Below are 18042 nucleotides of genomic sequence, written 5' to 3'. Positions count from 1 at the left end.
GCTGCGTCGGCAGCTGTCATGGGCGTCTGCTCGTGGCTCCCCTTTGTGGGAAGCCGTGGGCTCATTCCTGATCTCGGGCCCGATGAGCCGCTGAACGAGCTGCGGGCAGCCGCCCACGGGCCAGCCGAATGAGACAGTGCGGGGACATACAGGTCGTCACGACGGCACAGGACAGTCCAGTTGTGGACTTGCACCACCCGGGCTTTGAGGCCCCACAGTTCGCGTCGGCCATGTCGACGAATCGCCCGGCGTGGCCTTGGAACGCAGCCGTCGCTCCACGAGCGTCGCCTGCGCCGAAACGGCGTGACCGTTTCGCGCTGCGGACGGAAAGGGTCGGCGAGTCGGTCGCCCGCTCGGCAGGCCCACGCGTCCAGGCGTCCCGGAGTCAGCTGACGGGTGCCTGGTAGAGGCCTCGGCCGGCGCGGGAGGCCCGAGAAGTGGCTACGAGCCGGTCGAGGGTGCTGCGGACGGTGTTGATGGCGCCCGTGGAGGAATCTCGGCCGAGTGCCTTCGCGACGTCGCGCGCACGCATGGGGCTGTCCGGCGATTGCGTCAGGACGGCTGCCACCTGCTCGGTGAGGCCGCCGGATTCCTTCGGTGCAGATGCCGCTTCCCGCGCCGAAGTTGTGGCGCGGGGCTTCTTCGTCGAGGGACGCTCCTCGGCCCCGCCATCGCTGGACGCGGCGGCCTTACGCCCACCGGTGGAGCGCGACTTGACGGCCTTGCGGGGTGCGGGGACCGGACTCGAATCCTGTGGGGTCACCATCTCGGCAGTCTCAACTGCGACTTCGCTCTCCGCCACGGTCGGCTCCGATGCCTCCTGCACAGCGCGCGGGGCGGGCGTCTCGGCCAAGGCCAGCAAAGCCGCCAGTGCCGTACGAACCGAGAGCACGCGCTCGGAAACCGAGGCCAGCTCCTTCTCGAGATCCTGCTGGAGCCGCTCGAGCACAGGAAGTTCTTTCTGGAGCGCCGCAGTTGTGGCATCGATGCTGTGAACGGCAGTACGTGAGGAAGGCACGAAAGGCTCCTTGCCTGAAGGGGGACCGTGCGGAACGGGCACGGACTGTTTGTTGTGCAGGGTACGTCTTCCTGAGCGGTGTGCAGAGGTGATACGCCGCATTTCCGTCCGTTGGGGCAGACACTCTCCCCGGCGTCTCTGCAATGGCGCGGGGCTGTGCGACGGCAGCGCGGCTCCCGAATCAAGTTCATGCGAGCCCCCTCGACTTGCTACAGGACGTCTTTCGCCGCCGTGCACGATCTTGTGAGCGATGGTGCACGGACTTGCGGTCCGTGTTCGCGCCGTGCTGGGCCCTCGGCTGTTTCGAAGAATCGTGAAACATCTGCCGTGGGTCGGCGCGTCAAAGGGGTTGAGAGCACGTACGACATCCGACTCCCTGCGAGGAATCCCGTCATGAACCTTTCCCTGCCCCGTGCGGCCACCGCCGTCGCCGTCGGCCTGGCCTCCTTCGTCGCCGTCGCCGCGGCACCCGCCGCCGCGGATACCCAGAACTGGCGGAACGTCAGCCCGCCGGGCAGCAACGGCAGCGTGCTGTTCGACGTCGAGACCGCTGGCGGCGCGACCTGGGCCGTCGGCAAGCACGACGACGCGACCACCAGGCCCTTCGCTCCGGTCGCGCTGCGCTGGACCGGCACCCGCTGGCAGGCGCCCCCGCAGCCCGCCGAGCACGGCCGCCTGGAGGACCTCGCCGTCGGCGCCCCCGACCAGGTGTGGGCCGTGGGCACCCGCCACGAAGCCGTCGGCGAAGACGATTGGGACCGCGGGCGTGCACTGCTCCAGCACTGGAACGGCAAGGCCTGGAGCGCGGTCGAGCTGCCCTTCCCGGAGGGGGCGGACGGCACGTCGCTGTCGGCCGTCGACGTGGACGCGCGTGGTGCGGTCTGGGTGCACGGCGGATACACCGACGCGACCGGCGAGTACCTGCCGGCCCTGTTCCGCGGCAGGGCGGACGGCAGCGGAGGCTGGACCAGGCTGCCGGCCGACACCGGGCTCACCTGGGTCTCCCAGCTGGAGGTGGGCCCCGGCGGGGTCGTCCTCGCCATCGGCGACGGCGTCTCGCGGTTCGACGGCACGTCGTGGACGAAGCAGAAGCTGCCGAGCGGGCTCGACGGTGCCATGTTCGACGGCGTCGAGCGGCGGTCGGCGAACGACATCTGGGCCGTCGGGCACATGCGGGACGAGAACCTGTGGCGCCGTCCCGTCGTCGTGCGTTTCGACGGCCGTGCCTGGTCCACCGTTCGCGCGCCCGCCGAGACGGGCCAGCTGTTCGACATCGCCTTCGACGGCTCCGGCCGCCCGGTGATCGTGGGGGAGACCCTGAACTCCGACGTCAACCCGGCGGGGAACTACGTCCTGACGCTCGGACCCGACGGCCTGCTCAAGCGCACGGAGAACCCGCGCGGAGCCGGGTACCTCTACGGCGCCGCGACCGACGCGGCGGGCCGGGTCTGGACGGTCGGCGGCGCCCAGGGCGCGGAGGGCGGCATCTCCCCGTCGGCGTACGCGGGCATCCGCCGCTGACCCGGCACACCGGGGGAGCCGGGCTGAGCCGCTTCGGCCTCGTGGACGGCGGCGACGGTGTGCGGAGGCGCCGTGTGCTGACCGTCCCCGGGCCGAACGACTTCTGACCGGGACCGACGGCGACCTCCCTGTACGGGCGGACGCCGTCGGACGGCCCTCGGCGAGGGGTCGCCACGGGACCTGACCGGCTCCGGCCTTGACGAGCGCCGTCGGGGGCGGGGCCGTACCAGCTCGCCGCAGATCTCGCCCGAAGAGTCCACCCCGGTGTCGCGGCGGTCGACCGAACGAGGCGGAGGTGATCCGCACGACGAACGTCAGGGAGGTCCAACGCTGCCGCACACGGTCATCCCGGGCGGGCTCGTGCAGGTGTGCGCGGGCTCCCGTTGCCGCTCTTCCCGGGTTCTCCCGACGACGCGTGCGCGGGTTCCCGCTGGGACTACCGGGCGTCGCGTCGCCGACGCGCGCGCTCGAACTCGGCGACATCCGACATCCAGGGACCGTGCTGGTCGAGTGCGGCGTAGCCGCCGCGGACGAAGGCGCTCACCAGTTCCCGGTACCTGCCGATCCCGTCGACCAGGCTGTACTCGACCCGGTACTCCGGATCCGAGCTGCCTTCACCCTCGCGCAGCGTCGTGATCCGGGCGATGGAGTCCGCGTAGAAGTGGAGCTGAATCCCTTCGCCCATCTCCTCGTCCTCGATGGTGAACACCTCGTTGTCCGCGGCAGAGCGATCGCCGACGAACTCCCAGAACTCCGCGGTGGCAGTGCGGGGACCGTCCCGTAGCCACTTCTTCTCGACGCCCTTGTCGTCGGTGAACGACAGGACCGTCTTCCTCGCGCTACCGCCGAAGTCGGCGCGGTGGCCGGCTGCCTCCTCGTCATCCTCCAAGGGTGTGTTCCTGGAGCGGCCCGCGGCCTCCGAGCACATCAGCAAGCTCACGGTACGCACCGCGTCATCGACGATCTCAGGATGTACACGGTGTACGGCGGCTGCGACCGTCGTCTCCATCCGCTCCCAGTCGCGCCTGTCCGTGGCGCGGTTTCCCCGTCGCGGATCGCGGCAGATCCGCATCCCGGCGCACGCCTACTCCGCAGTGGCGATCACCCGCATGACCTCGGGCAGCAGCGCGGGGTCGACGGCATCGGGCATCCGCCCCGGAACCGTCGCGCCGTGCAGATACTGGCCCGTGTACCTCAGTATCGCGGCGTCGAGTGGACCGCTTCCCCTTTGACGTCTCCGTCGCCGCGCGCAGTGCCGCGCACACCTGACCGCGTTCAAGGAGACGGATGTCGGCCCCGTGGGCGACGAGCACGCTCCTGTCCCACCGGATGCGCCGGAAGAGCGTGTCCACGTCCGCAGGCGCGGCAAGGCAGTGGAGTACTGGGCCAGCCATGGGGAGTGGTTTTGCGCGCGGGCGAGGGCGCGGCTGCTCGGCGAACAGGGCCGACAGGCAGAGGCACTGGAGATACTCGCCCAATACCTCGCTACCCTTTACTTTACGGACACGGAATGCAGTGCCCTCAGCCGACGAGCACGACGAGCAGTACAAAAGCACGTGGTCCCGAAGGAAATGATGCGCACCATGAAATACACCGTCTCCACCGAAATCGCCCTGCCGCGGGAGAAGGTGGCCCGTCTGCTCGCCGATCCGGCACACCTGCCGAAATGGCTGCGGGGCCTGGTGCTGCACGAGCCGCTGAGTGGGGAGCACGGGCAGCTCGGAACCAGGTCGCGGGTCGTGATGCAGATGGGCCAGCGGCAGCTCGAGTGCACCGAGACCATCACGCGTCGGGAACCGTCAGATCTGCGCGAGATCCCGAAAACGAGCGTCGTTCAATTCGACCGCGAGATCGTCGGCGAGGGCATGTGGAGTGCTGTGCGGGACCGGCTGACCGAAGCCACCCCGGAAACGACGCTCTGGGAGAGCGAGAACGAATACCGGTTCAGCGGCTTCCTGATGAAGCTGGTGGCACTTCTGATGCCCGGCACCTTCCGCAAGCAGTCACAACTGCACATGCAGGACTTCAAGGCGTTCGCCGAGCAGGGAAAGGACGTCCGAGAGACGGCGGACTGATCTGCCTGAACTGAAAGTCCAGCCGGTCAGCCCGCCGTCCACGGGCGGAGTTTGTCGGGGTTGCGCACTGCCCAGATGTGCGCGATCCGGTCGTCCGCGACGCCGAACGCGTACACGGCCACAGTGACGCCTCCGTGCTCAATCACCAGACCGGCCCCGCCATTGACCGTGCGCTCCAGGACCGTCAGGCCGCCGGACGCCCGGACGGCGAGGTCGGTAAGGTGGTGTGCGATCGCTTCGCCGCCCTCAATCGGGTGGAGCGCGGCGGCGACCACGCCGCCGCCGTCCGCCGTGAACGTCGCGCCGGGGGCGAGGAGTCGGACGAGGGCGTTGATGTCCTGAGCGGCCCACGCCTGCTTGAAGTCCCTGACGAGGCCGGCCTGATGGGCCGCCGGGGCCGCAGAGGGCAGGGAGCCGCGGACGCGGCGCCGGGCGGAGGAGGCCAGTTCGCGGCATGCCGCCGGGGTGCGGCCGGTCATCCCGGCGATCTCGGCGAACGGGTAGCCGAAGACATCGTGCAGGATGAGCGCGACGCGCTGAGCCGGGGTCATGGATTCGAGGGCGACGAGAAACGCCATGCTCACCGACTCGTCGAGTGTGACCCGGTCGGCCGGGTCCGCAGGATCGGTCGCGGCGGTGCCTGGGCGCCCGCTGATCCAGTCCGTCCGCTCGGGCAACGGCTCTGGGATCCATTCGCCCATGTACCGCTCGCGCCGGACTCGCGCCGAACCGAGGAGGTCCAGGCACACGCGGGTGGCGACCGTCGTCAGCCAGGCGCCCGGGGACTCGATGGCGTCCTGCTGGTGTTGGGACATGGCGTACCAGCGGGTGTAGGTCTCCTGGACCGCGTCCTCGGCCTCGGCCAGGGAACCGAGGAGCCGGTAGGCGAGACCGATCAGCCGCCGCCGCTCGCTGATGATCTCGTCCAAGCCCGCGTCGGACTCGTCGTGCCGTGACTTCGCGCGTTCGGTCATGGTTCCGGTGGCTCCCTGATCTCGGATCGTCCCTCGGCGGTCCGACGAGACAGCACGTCCGATTGTCAGGTCTTCGACGTTTCCTGACGTTCCACGGGGTCGTTTCGTCGTACCGCCCAGAGACGCCACCGGCCCGGAGAACCCGGGTGGACACCTCAGGAGACGGCCATGATCAGGATCGGAATACTCGTCGGCAGCACCCGCCCCGGCCGCAAGGGCGACCAGGTCGCCCGGTGGGTCCACGAGCGGGCGGCCCGCCGCGGCGACGCCGCATTCGAGGTGATCGACCTGCTCGACCACCCGCTGCCGCATCTGGACGAGCCGCTGCCCGCGCTCGCTGGGCGGTACCAGCACGGGCACACCCGGACATGGGCTGACACCATCGCCCGCTTCGACGGATTCGTCATGGTCACCCCCGAGTACAACGCCTCCATCCCCGGCGTGCTCAAGAACGCGATCGACTACCTGTACGCGGAGTGGACCCACAAGGCCGTTGCGTTCGTCTCCTACGGCGCCGGCGGCGGCGCCCGCGCTGCCCGGCAGCTGCGATCGCTGTGTGAGCTGCTCCAGATGGGGACGGTGACCCCGCAGGTCTCGCTGTCCCTGCACACCGACTTCGAGGACCACGCGACACTCAAGCCGGGCGCCCACCACGTCAGCGCCCTCGACACACTGCTGGATCACGTCGTCGCCCAGAGCACGCAAGGACGGCCATCCACCCCCACACAGCGCGAGACGGACGAAGCCGCGATCGGCCGCCACATCGACGGGATCATCGACGCGATCCAGGCGAAGGACCTCGAGGGGCTGAGGCGGCTCTACTCGACGGACGTCGTCTCCTTCGACATCGATCCGCCGCTCCAGCACGTGGGGATTGACGAGAAACTCAAGAACTGGGCGAACGTGTTCACGTTCTTCCAGGAGGTGACCTACGAGGTGCGCGACCTGATGCCCACGGTGGGCGAAGACGTGGCCTTCACCCACGGCTTCGGCCGCCTCAGCGGCACGCTGCCCGACGGGACGGCGGCGGGCGGGATGTGGGTCCGGGTCACCTTCTGCTTCCGGAAGATCGGCGGCGAATGGCTGATCACGCACGACCAGGTCTCCGTGCCGCTGGACATCCTGAGCGGCAAGGGGGTCGTCGACCTCGAACCGTAACGTCAACGGGCCCTGCGCCGCCCCGCCCGCCGGCCGTTTCACCGCCCGTGTCCACCCTGGTGAGGGCCGCGACAGCCACACCGACCTGAACCAGGACCGCCGCGACATTTATAGTCCCGCGGTGCTCTGCGGGTACGACAGCTAAGTTCCGGCCTCGGCAGGACCGAGGCGAGTCCGCACTGCAAACGCCCTGGGTGGGCCCGGTCGATGGCTGTTCCCGACAGGGCCTCTGACGAGCGTGATCACCAGGGGGTGTCTTGTCGCTCATGTGTCGAGCCGGATGAGGTGCCGGCGAGGGTGATGGCGGCGAGGTAGCGGTCGGGTCGTTTGCCGTAGCGGGTGGCGATGCCGCGCCACGGGAACCGCAGCGACTGCACCCCAAGTTCCGCACCGGACTGCCCTGGAGGGGCCTGCCTGTTGGCGATTCCAGCCATGCCCGCCTCCGCAAGCCCCGGCCGCGGCGGCGGGCGGCGAAACGGATGCGGGGGCTCAGTCGGTGTCGATGCCGCGCGCGGCGAAGATCTCAGCCGCGTCCGGCACGGCCAGGACGCCGTCCTCCACGAAGGTGACCTCCCGAAGGTTGGGCAGCAGGGCGAGGTCCTCGAGCGAGCGGACGTCGAACAGGTCGTCCTCGCCGTCCCAGGCGGGGGCGCAGTGCCGGAAGACGTCCGCCCCGGCGTCGAAGCACAGCTCCTCGACGCGGGCGAGCAGTTCGGCCGGGATTTCCAGGGCCTCGAAATGAGCCCGGGACTGCGGCAGCACCTCTGAGTGGAGGCCGTTCTCCAGGACGTAGGAAGCGGGGTCGGCGATCCCCCGCTCGGCCAGCCGCGCGGGCAGGTCGTAGACGGGGAGCAGGGGGCTGGGGCAGTACATGAGCTCCTCGATGACGAGTAGCTTGAGGTTGAAGTCACGGAACTGGCGCATGGGACATGGTTACCACGGAGATACGACACGGCGCTCCGATCGGCCCCGGCCGATCGGAGGAAGGCGGCGGACCGGGCCGTCCCCACGGTCGGGCCCGGCCCTGCTCAGGCCCCGTCCCGGTCATGGGCGTTCTTGCTTGTTGGTCGGCGAGAGCCGGCGGCCGGGGTGGCGGGCTCAGCCTGCGGTTGTCAGCTGGAACGTGTCCAGCGGCTGAGCCGGCTGAGTCGCCGTCCCAGCCCCCTTGCCCCGGCAGCCCTCCCCCCCGCGCTGGAGCGGCCGGGCTGCTCCAGCGGGGGTGGGGGAGTAGCTGGAGAGCTGCTCACCACAGGGCCTCGGACGACGACGAGCGGGACCACCAGGTCGCGTCCTTCGCGTCGGTCCGCTGTCGCCCGGCACCGGGCCGAGGGTCTCGTCAGGTGGGGAAGGAGAAGTAGAGCGCTTCGCTGTAGAAGGACGCGAAGTGTTTCTGCCAGTCGGTTCGGAGCGAGGCCAGCCAGGCGTCGTTCTGGCTGGCGATCGCCGCTTCGGCGTTGGCGACGGCGTCGGGGATGTCCTGGGTTGCCAGGCGCTGCACGCTCGCTGCTGGATCGTCATCCGACAACGAGACGATCTCCCCGGTTTCGAGGATGAAGTACTTCGCCTGCTGCTTCTCGAGGTGGGCCGTGGTCCTGGCAACGCATTCGGCGAACTCGACGTCGTCTTCCAGGCCCTTGCCGACCGCGTGCAGGAGGTCGCGGAGCAGGGCCGTCCCGGCGGCGTAGTCCGCGGCGATGCCGATGGGAGGGTTCCAGATCATGGACGGGACGATCGTCGTTCGGCGTCCCACCATGAGTTTGTGCGCGAGTGGGATGTCCCAGTTGTGTTCGGATATGCATCGGACTTGCTTGGGGATCTCTGCCTCGTTGGGCATTGAGTCCGCGGAGTAGAGGTACGAACGGTTCGCCATGGTGGCGACGCTAACACCGGGGACCGACAGTGCCGACGCTGTCGGACTCCTGGCGCGCGGTCAGAACGCGGCGAGGACCTCAGGGCAGCACCGGACCTCGTACTGCAACGGTCGGCGACCTGCGTCGCCTGGGGTGCCCAGGCTGTGGCGCCTTCCGCGCAGAACGGGGCGCGGTCCGGCAGACGATCTCGATTGCCGGGTCGCTTCGCCAGCCATCAGCGCGGCGGCTTGCGTCTGGTCGGCCGTCAGGCCGCAGCGGAGCTTGGGGCGACCGCCCGGAAACGTATCGGCAGCGCACGTCGGGGAGCGGTGGCATCCGCGCCCGCAGGTTCTGGTCGGCGTCGCCTCTTCGGCTCGGCGGTCACCGCGACGAGGGAGGCCGTGGCGTCCTGGTCGGTTCCGCGTGTGGCGGCCTGCGCCGACCAGCACACCGAAGGGGGCGTCGGGATCTGCACCTGCTGATGCGCGTTGACGCGCGGACGTTGCCGTGCGGGGCGCGTACCACGGCCTCAGGTGTCTGCGTCGGCGTTCGAGGTGTGCGCCGATGCCGAACGAGGGCCGGACTCGAAAACGTTCGTGCAGTGGTTGAGGCCGTGGGGCTGCCTCGCTTCGAGGTCGGGAAGACGGTGTGGGCCTGGATGGGGGTTGCCCGGCCCCTGCCGGACGGTGGCGATCCGAACCGCGGCGGCCGGCTGCCGGACGGTGCCCCACTGCCTGGGCTCCGCCCTCCGTCCGCGTGAAGCCGACGGGGGTGGTGCGCGGCCTGGACGACGGTTCGGCGGGAGGCCCCCCTTCACCGATTGCGTCGCCATATGACTTAACCGGATCCGTTTATCTCTAGACAACGTTGTCATCGACTCGGCAGAGTAGGGCCCTGCACAGTTCGGACGGTTCTGGAGAGGTTGCGCGGATGGTGTACGGAGCGCTGGACATCGGTGGTACGAAGATCGCCGGGGCGCTGGTCGATGCCGAGGGACGTGTGATGGTGCGGGCGCAGCGGCCGACGCCCGCGCGTGAGTCCGCCGAGGCGATGATGGCCGCGGTGACCTCGGTGGTGGACGAGCTGGCCACCCGTCCCGAGTGGGATTCGCTGTTCTGCCTGGGGATCGGGAGCGCCGGACCGGTCGACACCGCCGCGGGCACGGTGAGTCCGGTCAACATCCCGGCCTGGCGCTCCTTCCCCCTGGTGGAGCGGGTGCGGAGCCATCCTGCCGTCCCGGCGGGCATCCAACCGGTGCTCGTCGGCGACGCGGTCGCCATGACGGCGGCAGAACATTGGATCGGTGCGGCGAAGGATGCGGCGAACGCCCTCTGCATGGTCGTCTCCACCGGCGTCGGCGGTGGCCTGATCCTGGGAGGTTCAGTACATGCGGGTACGACCGGGAACGCCGGTCACATCGGACACATCACCGTCGACCAGAACGGCCCTGAGTGCCCCTGCGGCGCCCGGGGATGTGTCGAGCGCTACGCCAGCGGTACGGCGATCGCGGCCTACGCGCTCGAATCGGGCTGGACGCCCCCGGTCGGTCTTCCCGCCACGGCCCGTGAGGTCGAGGTCTCGGCCCGTGCCGGTGACCGGAAGGCGCTCGCCGCGTTCGACCGGGCCGGCCGGGCCCTGGCTGCCGCCGTCGCGGCGACGGCCGCGCTCGTCGAACTTGACCTGGTCGTCGTCGGAGGCGGTGTCTCCCAAGCGGGCGAGGTGCTGTTCGCGCCGCTGCGGCACCACCTGAAGTCGTATGCCGTCCTCGACTTCACCCGTGACGTTCTGGTCGCGCCCGCCGGGCTGGCTCTCGACGCCGGACTGATCGGCGCGGCCGCCGCCGGCGTGGCCGCCTCCGGCCGGTCCCGCGCCGGAGCGGGCGCGAGGGGGCAGGCGGCCACCGGATGTCTGTCCCCCACCTGATGCGGGCGGGGCCTCCTCCTCTGTGCCCGCGTGCACCGGCACCGAACGCCCCTACCCGCGTGCACCGGCACCGAACGCCCCTACCCGCGTGCACCGGCACCGAACGCCCCTACCCGCGTACACCGGCACCGAGCGCCCATCGGGGCGCCATGGCGTCCCCGTCCTTCCACCCACCGTGCGCACTCCAGGAAATGACCATGGACCTCCTCCGCAACACCGTCCAGCCCTACGACTGGGGCTCCCGCACCCTGCTGCCGGAACTCATGGGCGTGCCGCCCACGGGAGCACCCCAGGCCGAACTCTGGATGGGCGCCCATCCAGCGGCGCCCTCCCGAGTGTTCAGGGGTGAAGTCCAGATACCGCTGGACCGGGTCGTCGCCGAGGATCCGGAGGGCGAACTCGGAGCGGTCACCGTGCGCCGGTTCGGGCCCCGCCTCCCCTTCCTGGTCAAGCTCCTGGCCGCTGATGTGCCGCTCTCCCTGCAAGTGCACCCGGACCTCGCCCAGGCCCAGGCCGGATTCGCCCGGGAGAACGCGCTGGGCGTCCCCCTGGACGCGCCGCACCGCAACTACCGCGACGACCAGCACAAGCCCGAGATGATCGTCGCCCTCACTCCGTTCCGGGGCCTTTGCGGCTTCCGGAACCCGGCGGACACCGCCGACGTGCTCGACTCCCTGAAGGTGCCCGCGCTGCGGCCGTACGTCGAGACGCTGCGTGTCGTTCGCGGGCCCCAGGCACTCGCGGAGGTGTTCCGGGCCTTCGTCCGCCCGCCGGCGGGCCTGCTCGATGCCGTCGCCCGGGCGCTGGCGGTCGCGGGCTCGGAAGAGCCTTGCATGGCCGCCTACGGCCGAATCGCACAGACCTACCCGGGCGACTCCGGGCTGTTGTCGGCGCTGATGCTCCGGTACGTCGAGCTGAGCCCCGGCGAGGCGTTGTTCCTCGGCGCCGGAGTCCCGCACGCGTATCTCTCCGGGCTCGGGGTGGAGATCATGGCGAGCTCCGACAACGTGCTGCGGTGCGGACTGACCTCCAAGCACGTCGACACGGAGGAACTCATCCGGGTCGTTCGCTTCGACGCACCCCCGGCTCGCGTCCTGACCCCTCGGGAGGAGAGGGGCGAAGAGGTGTATCCGGCGCCGGTGGACGACTTCGGCTTGTCGCGGTACCTCCTCCGCGCCGGTGGACCGAGGCGGCGCGTGGCGCTGGACGCCCCGCAGATCCTCCTCTGCACCAATGGGGCCATGACCATCTCCTCATACGAGGAGACTCTCGACATCGGTCCCGGACAGGCCGTGTACGTACCAGCCGGGGCCGAGGCATTTCTGGAAGGTGCCGGCATGGCCTTCCGCGCCACGACGGGCACTGCGGAACGCCTCGGGTGAGCGGGTGGCCAGCAAAACCGTCGCTGAACTTAACCGGTTATGTTCTAGCTATTGAGATCGGCCATCACGGCCTCTAGTCTCAACTCGGCCGCCGGAAGCCGGCAGGAGAATTCGCTGATGTACGAAGGCGACGACCTGGACCGTATCTGCGGTTAATCCCCACTGCCTGGAATCGAGCCGCAGCAATCTCCGGGCAGTGGGGCCCGGCGGCGGTCCGCCCACCACTCGTGGGCCCGCCCGGGGATGCCGCCCGTCGTCTCCCAGTGCGAGGCCAACCGGCCGTCGACCACTGGCTGGAGGGGGCGAACGCCCTCAAGGGCCCGGAGAAGTACGTCATCGTCAACCTGGGCAACGAGCCTCACGGCAAAGCCGGCTACACCGCCTGGACGCAGGACGCCCCGGACGCGATCAGCCGCCTGCGCGCGGCCGGCTTCGACCACACCTGATGGTCGACGCGCCCAATCGGGGACAGGACGGGTCGGGCACCACGCGCGAGAACGCCCCCGCCGTCTTCGCCTCCGACCCCGACCGCAACGCCGTCTTCTCCATCCACATGTACGACGTGTACGACACCGTCACCGAAGTCGAGGACCACCTCGGCAGCTCTGTCGACCGCGGACTGCCCATCGTCGTGGGCGAGTTCGGCTACGACCACTCCGACGGCAACCCGGACGAGGACGCCGTCATGGCCACCGCACGCCAGCTGGGCCTCGCCTGTCAGGGCTGGTCCTGGAGCGGTATCGGCGGCGGCGTCGAGTACCTCGACCTCGCCGCCGGCTTCGATGCCGACCGGCTCGGTGGCTCGGGCGAGCGCCGCTTCCACGGTCCCGACGGCATCCGCCAGACGCCGTGAGCTGCGGCTTCAACGTCGCGGGCCCGGTGCCGTGCCCGCCTCCCTCAGCCTCGATGGCGTCCCCTGCGCCAAGGGCCGACCCGCGTCTCGCACCCGCCACGCCGGGTGCGAGAGGAGCGTGTTCCGTCGCACCGCTCTGCTCTGGAAAGGCTCCTCGTCTGCTTCCGTCGCCCCCTGAGGGGACGCACGACGTTGAGGGGCTGCCCGGACGGGCAGCCCCTCAACGTCATGCCTGGCCGCCTACGTGCGGTGAGGCGGGCCTGTCGACCCTCTCGGAGTCAGGGATGGCGTGGGTACCTGGCGGGCGCCCTTGTGGGTGCCTTCGATGATCTCGAACAAGGTCCGGGCGACCTCCTCCCCGAAGTGGTGCACGTCGTGGCTCATCGCGGACAACGGCGGATGCGTCAGCCGGCACAACTGCGAGTCGTCCCAGGCCAGGAGAGAGACGTCGTCGGGAACCGAGAGGCCCATCTCCGAGGCGACCGCCGCCCCGGCGACGGCCATGATGTCGTTGTCGTACACGATTGCCGTGGGCCGGTCCGAGGACATGAGAAGACTGCGGGTGGCCCGAGCCCCTTCCTCTCCCACGAAGCCGGTCGCCACCTGTTGCCCTCCGTCCAGGCCAAGCTCGGCCATGGTCGCCTCGAAAGCAGTGGCGCGGATGCCGCTGTGACCGAGGCCGGCAGGGCCGCCGACGCGGGCGATCCGCCGGTGCCCGAGCGCGGCCAGGTACCGCACCGCCTCGGCGGCCGCGGAGGCGTCGTCCGTCCAGACCGAAGGGAACCCGCCGGTCAGCGACGGGTGACCGACGGCCACCACGGGCATGCCGAGGGCCCGCAGGGGCGGGACCCGCGGGTCGTCCTGGTGGAAGTCGACGAGGATCGCCCCGCCGACGGTCCTACTGCGCCACCACTCCTGGTAGAGGGCGGCCTCCTCGTCGAGGTCGCGGACGAGCCGGAGGAGGAGAGAGCAGGAGCGCTCGGCCAGGACGTCCTCGATGCCGGAAATGAACTCCATGTAGAAGGGTTCGAGGCCGAGGAGCCGGGCCGGTCGGCAGAGCGCCAGCCCGACTATGCCCGCCCGCCGGCCGGAGAGGTTGCGCGCGGTCTGGTTCGGGCTCCAGCCGAGCTCCCGGGCCGCCGTGAAGATGCGCTCCCGGGTCGTCGGGGACACCCCGGGCCGGTTGTTGAAGGCGATGGAGACGGCGCCTTTGGACACCCCGGCCAGCGCGGCGACGTCGTTGATCGTGACACGCCGGCCGGGGATGGGAGAGGCTGGGGCGCTCACACCGCTCCCACGCTGAACAGTGCCCCCCGTACGCTCTCCGGGTCGTCGCCCGCCCAGCCGCGGACCGCGATCCGGACCTCCTCGCCCGGCAGCAGGGTGACAAGCCCGTGGTCGGCGCTCGCCTCCGGGGCCAGCCGGTCCGCTTGGAGCAGGAGATCCCGGATGAGGGTCCGGGCGGCGACCACCACGACCGATCCCCCGTCGCCGGTCGGCTCGACCCGGAGGTCGTAGCGCGGAGCCGGATAGGCGAACTCCTTGTCGGGCACCGGGAGGTGGACCGATCGCAAGCCGTCCGCGTCGGCGACCAGGAGCTCTTTCGCCGAGCCCGCGTCCGGCAGCAGCGAGCCCGGGACGACCAGCCGTACCACGGTCCGTGCGGCGGCCTCCAGGTCGAACACGGCCTCACGCAGCACCATGCCGTCCGCGCCGAGGCGGCGCAGGGTGACGGTGGTGCGCCAGGTGGTGCCGGACTGGTTGTCGAGGGCAAGGACCGGGCCCTCCTCGGTGGGCACGAGGCTGAGGAGCCGGTCGGCGTAGACGCGGCGCAGCTCGTGGTAGAGCGGCTTGAGGTGCCCGTCGCCGTCGATCGCGGCCCAGGAGCTCACCGGCCAGCAGTCGTTCAGCTGCCACACCACCGTGCCGGCGCAGCGGGGCCAGTGAGAGCGCCAGTGCTCGATGCCGGCGGCGACCGCGCGGGCCTGGACGACCTGGGCGAGGTAGTGCCAGCGGTCGAAGTCGCCCTCGGGCAGGCCGAAGTGGCGCTCGATGCCGCGGTTCAGCTTGCCGTTGCCGTCCTCGGCCTTCTGGTGATGCAGCATGCCGGGGGAGTCGGGGGTGAGGGCCTCGCCCGGGAGGGCGCGCCGAAGGGTGCTGATCGCGGGCGGTGCTTGCCAGCCGAACTCGGCGCAGAAGCGGGGGACGTCGGTCCGGTACTCGGCGTAGTCTTGCCGGTTCCACACCTCCCACGAGTGGTGGGTGCCGTGCCGGGGGTCGTTGGGGTGGTGGTCCCAGGAGCCGGACCAGGGGCTGCCGGCGGTGTAGGGGCGGGTGGGGTCGAGCTCGGCGACGATCCGCGGCAGGATCCCGAGGTAGTAGCCCTCGCCCCAGGAGTCGCCGGCGAGTGGGGCCTCCCAGTCCCAGTCGCGGAAGCCCCAGAGGTTCTCGTTGTTGCCGTTCCACAGGACGAGGCTGGCGTGCGACATCAGCCTGACAACGTTGTCGCGCGCCTCCGCCTCCACTTCTCCGCGCAGCGGCTGCTCCTCGGGGTAGGCGGCGCAGGCGAAGAGGAAGTCCTGCCAGACCATCAGGCCCAGTTCGTCGCAGACGTCGTAGAAGGCGTTGTCCTCGTAGATCCCCCCGCCCCAGATGCGGACGAGGTCGATGTTGGCCTCGGCGGCCTGGGTGAGTCGGGTGCGGTAGCGCTCGGGCGTGACCCGGGACGGCAGTACGTCGTCCGGGATCCAGTTGACCCCGCGTGCGAAGATCCGTACGCCGTTGACGACGAAGGTGAAGCCGGTGCCGTGCTCGTCGGCGGAGCGGTCGACGGTGACGGTACGGAAGCCGATCCGCCGCGACCAGGAGTCGAGCGGCGACCCGTCCTCGTCCAGGAGCTCGACGGCGAGCCCGTACAGCGGCTGGGAACCGTATCCCCGCGGCCACCACAGCTCCGGCTCGGACACGTCCAGGCGGAGCACCGCCTCCGTCCCCTCGAAGGAGGTCTCGGCGACCACCCCCGCGACCGTGGCCCGCAGCGTGAGCGGGCGGCCCGCCCCGTTCTCGGTGCGCGCGGTCACGACCCGCAGCTCGACGCGGCCGGTCGTGCCGTCCACGGTCACGAGCGGGCGGACCTCGGCGAGTCGGGCGGTCGACCAGTGCTCGATCCGCACCGGCCGCCACATGCCCGCGGTCACGACGGTCGGGCCCCAGTCCCAGCCGAAGGAGCAGGCCATCTTGCGGATGTACTGGAACGGCTCGGGGTAGACGTTGGGCCGGTCGCCGGTGAGGGCGCGGACCCGCTCGGCCTCGTCGTAGGCGGAGTCGAAGCGCACCTCCAGCGCTCCGGCCCGTCCCGTGACGTCGAAGCGATGGACGCGGTGCATGTTCCGGGTCGAGCCGAGGGACACGCCGTCGAGCAGGACCTCGGCGGCGGTGTCCACGCCCTCGAAGACCAGCTCGCTGCGCTCGTGCCCGCCGTCGTGGGCGGCGAGGTCCGTCAGGTACGACCACGTCCGGCGCCCGACCCAGGCGATCTCCGTCTCGTTCAGCCCGAGGAACGGGTCCGGTATCACCCCGGTGGCGAGCAGGTCAGCGTGGACACAACCGGGCACCTGCGCGGGGAGCAGTGCGTCCTCGTGGCGCAGTCTCCACCCCTCGTGCAGCTGGATGACGTCCTTCATGGTGTGCGGCTCCAATCGCCTGGCAGTGGGCGGGATGCGTGTACGGGCCGACAAGTTAGCCGTACGGCTACTCAACTGTCCATGAACCGGTCAAGCTCGGCCTGGGCCGGAACGTAGTGCATCGGTCACAGGGGCCCCTCGCCCTTGGCGGTCAGGGGACCCCGGTAACGATTAGGCATCACGCTGGAAATCAGTACTTTACCGGTTCACGACGGGCTGACATAGTGCCGTCATCCCACCGATGACCTGAGCCGTGACTTTGAAGGAGTTGGGCCATGGGGAACAAGAAGACGACCGCGCTCTCGGGCGCTGTGCTGGCCGCAGTGACGCTCGCCCTGTCGGCGTGCGGCGGCGGGGGCGGCGGTGCCACTGGTGAAGTGGCCGCTCCTCCGTCGGATCCGAAGGACGTCTCCGGCGAGATCAAGGTCCTCACCCAGCGGACCGATCTCGCACAGAACGGAACGCTGGAGAAGTACGCGGCCGAGTTCAACAAGATCTATCCCAAGGTGAAGGTCACCTTCGACGGGATCACCGACTACGAGGGGGAGGTGAAGATCCGTATGAATACCAAGTCCTACGGTGACGTCCTCTTCATCCCCGGTGCGGTGGCCAAGAACGACTACCCGAAGTTCTTCGCTCCCCTGGGGACGGCCGAGGAGCTGTCGAAGTACCGCTTCAGCGACAAGACCGAGGTGGACGGCAAGGTCTACGGCATCGCCCAGTTCGGAACCGCCAACGGCTTCGTGTACAACAAGGCCCTGTGGAAGAAGGCCGGTGTCACCGCCTGGCCGAAGACGCCGCAGGAGTTCATCACCGGGCTGAAGGCGGTCAAGGACAAGACCGGCGCGACCCCGTACTACACCAACTTCAAGGACGGCTGGCCGCTGGTTCAGTGGACCGCCAACAACGGCTCGGTCGGTTGCGATGCGCAGGCGAGCAACAAGCTGGCCGGGCCGGTCTCGCCGTGGAAGGAGGGCGGCGAACTCCGCACGATCGACGGCCTGCTCCATGACATCGTCAAGCAGGGTTTGTCGGAGAAGGACCCGACCACCACCAACTGGGAGAACTCCAAGTCGCTGCTGGCCGACGGCAAGATCGGCGCGATGATGCTGGGCTCCTGGTCGATCACGCAGATGCAGGCCGTGGCGAAGGACTCCGGCCTGAACCCGGAGGACATCGGGTTCATGCCCTTCCCCGTCCAGAAGGACGGGAAGTTCTGTGCGGCACTGGTCTCCGACTACCAGCAGGCCGTCAACGTGCACTCGGACAACAAGCCCGCGGCGCGTGCCTGGGTGGACTGGTTCACCGAGAAGTCGGGCTTCGCGGAGAAGGAGGGCGTCGTCTCCGCGGTGAAGACCGCTCCCATGCCCGCCACGCTCAAGGAGTTCGTTGACAACGATGTCATCTTCTTTGACCGCTCGGAGGCCAAGACGGCCGCGGTCAACGACATCGACGATGCCGCAGAGATCGGGCTCAACAAGCAGGACTACCGCCAGAAGCTGATCGACACGGCCCGCGGCGCCGAAAAGGGCAGCTTGGAAGACTTCTTCGCCAGCCTGAACAAGAGGTGGGACGAGGCGGCGAAGACCGTCGGTAGCTGATACC

15 protein-coding genes and 1 pseudogene are annotated in these 18042 nt (G+C 69.8%); 8 read left to right on the top strand and 8 right to left on the bottom strand.

Annotation, left to right across the window (positions count from 1 at the left end; genetic code table 11):
* Window positions 1-385 precede the first annotated feature (385 nt).
* A complete protein-coding gene (locus tag AOK00_RS04145) occupies window positions 386-1018 on the bottom strand; it encodes a hypothetical protein (protein ID WP_055598938.1) in 633 nt (210 codons plus the stop codon).
* A gap of 393 nt (window positions 1019-1411) precedes the next feature.
* Between AOK00_RS04145 and AOK00_RS04140 the strand changes: the two genes are divergently transcribed.
* A complete protein-coding gene (locus AOK00_RS04140) occupies window positions 1412-2539 on the top strand; it encodes a hypothetical protein (RefSeq protein WP_055598937.1) in 1128 nt (375 codons plus the stop codon).
* 436 nt (window positions 2540-2975) lie between these two features.
* Here AOK00_RS04140 and AOK00_RS04135 read toward each other — a convergent pair.
* Window positions 2976-3933: pseudogene (locus AOK00_RS04135) on the bottom strand (DUF6357 family protein).
* On the opposite strand from AOK00_RS04135, the gene AOK00_RS39620 reads away from it, so the two are divergent.
* Window positions 3838-4614 (top strand): SRPBCC family protein, encoded by a 777-nt coding sequence (locus AOK00_RS39620; RefSeq protein WP_216822232.1) that lies wholly within the window; start codon window positions 3838-3840, stop codon window positions 4612-4614. The pseudogene AOK00_RS04135 and the gene AOK00_RS39620 sit on opposite strands and share 96 nt — an antisense overlap.
* Before the next feature lie 26 nt (window positions 4615-4640).
* Here AOK00_RS39620 and sigJ read toward each other — a convergent pair whose 3' ends face one another.
* On the bottom strand, window positions 4641-5588 hold the full coding sequence (gene sigJ, locus AOK00_RS04125) for an RNA polymerase sigma factor SigJ (RefSeq protein WP_055598936.1): 948 nt from the start codon (window positions 5586-5588) through the stop codon (window positions 4641-4643).
* A 168-nt stretch (window positions 5589-5756) separates the two neighbouring features.
* Between sigJ and AOK00_RS41320 the strand changes: the two genes are divergently transcribed.
* Entirely contained in the window at window positions 5757-6746 is a 990-nt protein-coding gene (locus tag AOK00_RS41320) for an NAD(P)H-dependent oxidoreductase (RefSeq protein ID WP_055598935.1), read from the top strand.
* Between the two features lie 242 nt (window positions 6747-6988).
* Here AOK00_RS41320 and AOK00_RS41120 read toward each other — a convergent pair whose 3' ends face one another.
* From AOK00_RS41120 to AOK00_RS04110, 3 genes are all read right to left on the bottom strand, one after another.
* Complete coding sequence (locus AOK00_RS41120) at window positions 6989-7123, bottom strand: hypothetical protein (protein WP_301554183.1); 135 nt, start codon at window positions 7121-7123, stop codon at window positions 6989-6991.
* 112 nt (window positions 7124-7235) lie between these two features.
* Entirely contained in the window at window positions 7236-7670 is a 435-nt protein-coding gene (locus tag AOK00_RS04115; protein WP_055598934.1) for a DUF6892 domain-containing protein, read from the bottom strand.
* A gap of 412 nt (window positions 7671-8082) precedes the next feature.
* A complete protein-coding gene (locus AOK00_RS04110) occupies window positions 8083-8616 on the bottom strand; it encodes a DUF7822 domain-containing protein (RefSeq protein ID WP_055598933.1) in 534 nt (177 codons plus the stop codon).
* A gap of 910 nt (window positions 8617-9526) precedes the next feature.
* Between AOK00_RS04110 and AOK00_RS04105 the strand changes: the two genes are divergently transcribed.
* The 4 genes from AOK00_RS04105 (at window position 9527) to AOK00_RS04090 (ending at window position 12754) form a co-directional block, all read left to right on the top strand.
* Complete coding sequence (locus tag AOK00_RS04105; RefSeq protein ID WP_055598932.1) at window positions 9527-10519, top strand: ROK family protein; 993 nt, start codon at window positions 9527-9529, stop codon at window positions 10517-10519.
* A 197-nt stretch (window positions 10520-10716) separates the two neighbouring features.
* Window positions 10717-11901, top strand: coding sequence for a mannose-6-phosphate isomerase, class I (gene manA, locus AOK00_RS04100; protein ID WP_055598931.1), 1185 nt, complete (start codon window positions 10717-10719; stop codon window positions 11899-11901).
* A gap of 263 nt (window positions 11902-12164) precedes the next feature.
* Window positions 12165-12347, top strand: coding sequence for a hypothetical protein (locus AOK00_RS41315; RefSeq protein WP_055598930.1), 183 nt, complete (start codon window positions 12165-12167; stop codon window positions 12345-12347).
* Entirely contained in the window at window positions 12347-12754 is a 408-nt protein-coding gene (locus AOK00_RS04090) for a cellulase family glycosylhydrolase (RefSeq protein ID WP_055598929.1), read from the top strand. Before AOK00_RS41315 ends, AOK00_RS04090 begins: the two co-directional genes overlap by 1 nt.
* Window positions 12755-12994: 240 nt before the next feature.
* Here the strand turns inward: AOK00_RS04090 and AOK00_RS04085 are convergent, their stop codons facing one another.
* Window positions 12995-14041 (bottom strand): LacI family DNA-binding transcriptional regulator, encoded by a 1047-nt coding sequence (locus tag AOK00_RS04085; RefSeq protein WP_055598928.1) that lies wholly within the window; start codon window positions 14039-14041, stop codon window positions 12995-12997.
* Entirely contained in the window at window positions 14038-16437 is a 2400-nt protein-coding gene (locus AOK00_RS04080) for a glycoside hydrolase family 2 protein (protein WP_055598927.1), read from the bottom strand. Before AOK00_RS04080 ends, AOK00_RS04085 begins: the two co-directional genes overlap by 4 nt.
* Window positions 16438-16712: 275 nt before the next feature.
* Between AOK00_RS04080 and AOK00_RS04075 the strand changes: the two genes are divergently transcribed.
* On the top strand, window positions 16713-18038 hold the full coding sequence (locus AOK00_RS04075; protein ID WP_055598926.1) for an ABC transporter substrate-binding protein: 1326 nt from the start codon (window positions 16713-16715) through the stop codon (window positions 18036-18038).
* Window positions 18039-18042 lie beyond the last annotated feature (4 nt).

Origin of the sequence: Streptomyces aureus, from assembly GCF_001418135.1 — a bacterium.
In the GTDB taxonomy this organism is placed as follows: domain Bacteria; phylum Actinomycetota; class Actinomycetes; order Streptomycetales; family Streptomycetaceae; genus Streptomyces; species Streptomyces aureus_A.
This window is presented reverse-complemented; position numbering and strand designations above follow the sequence as displayed.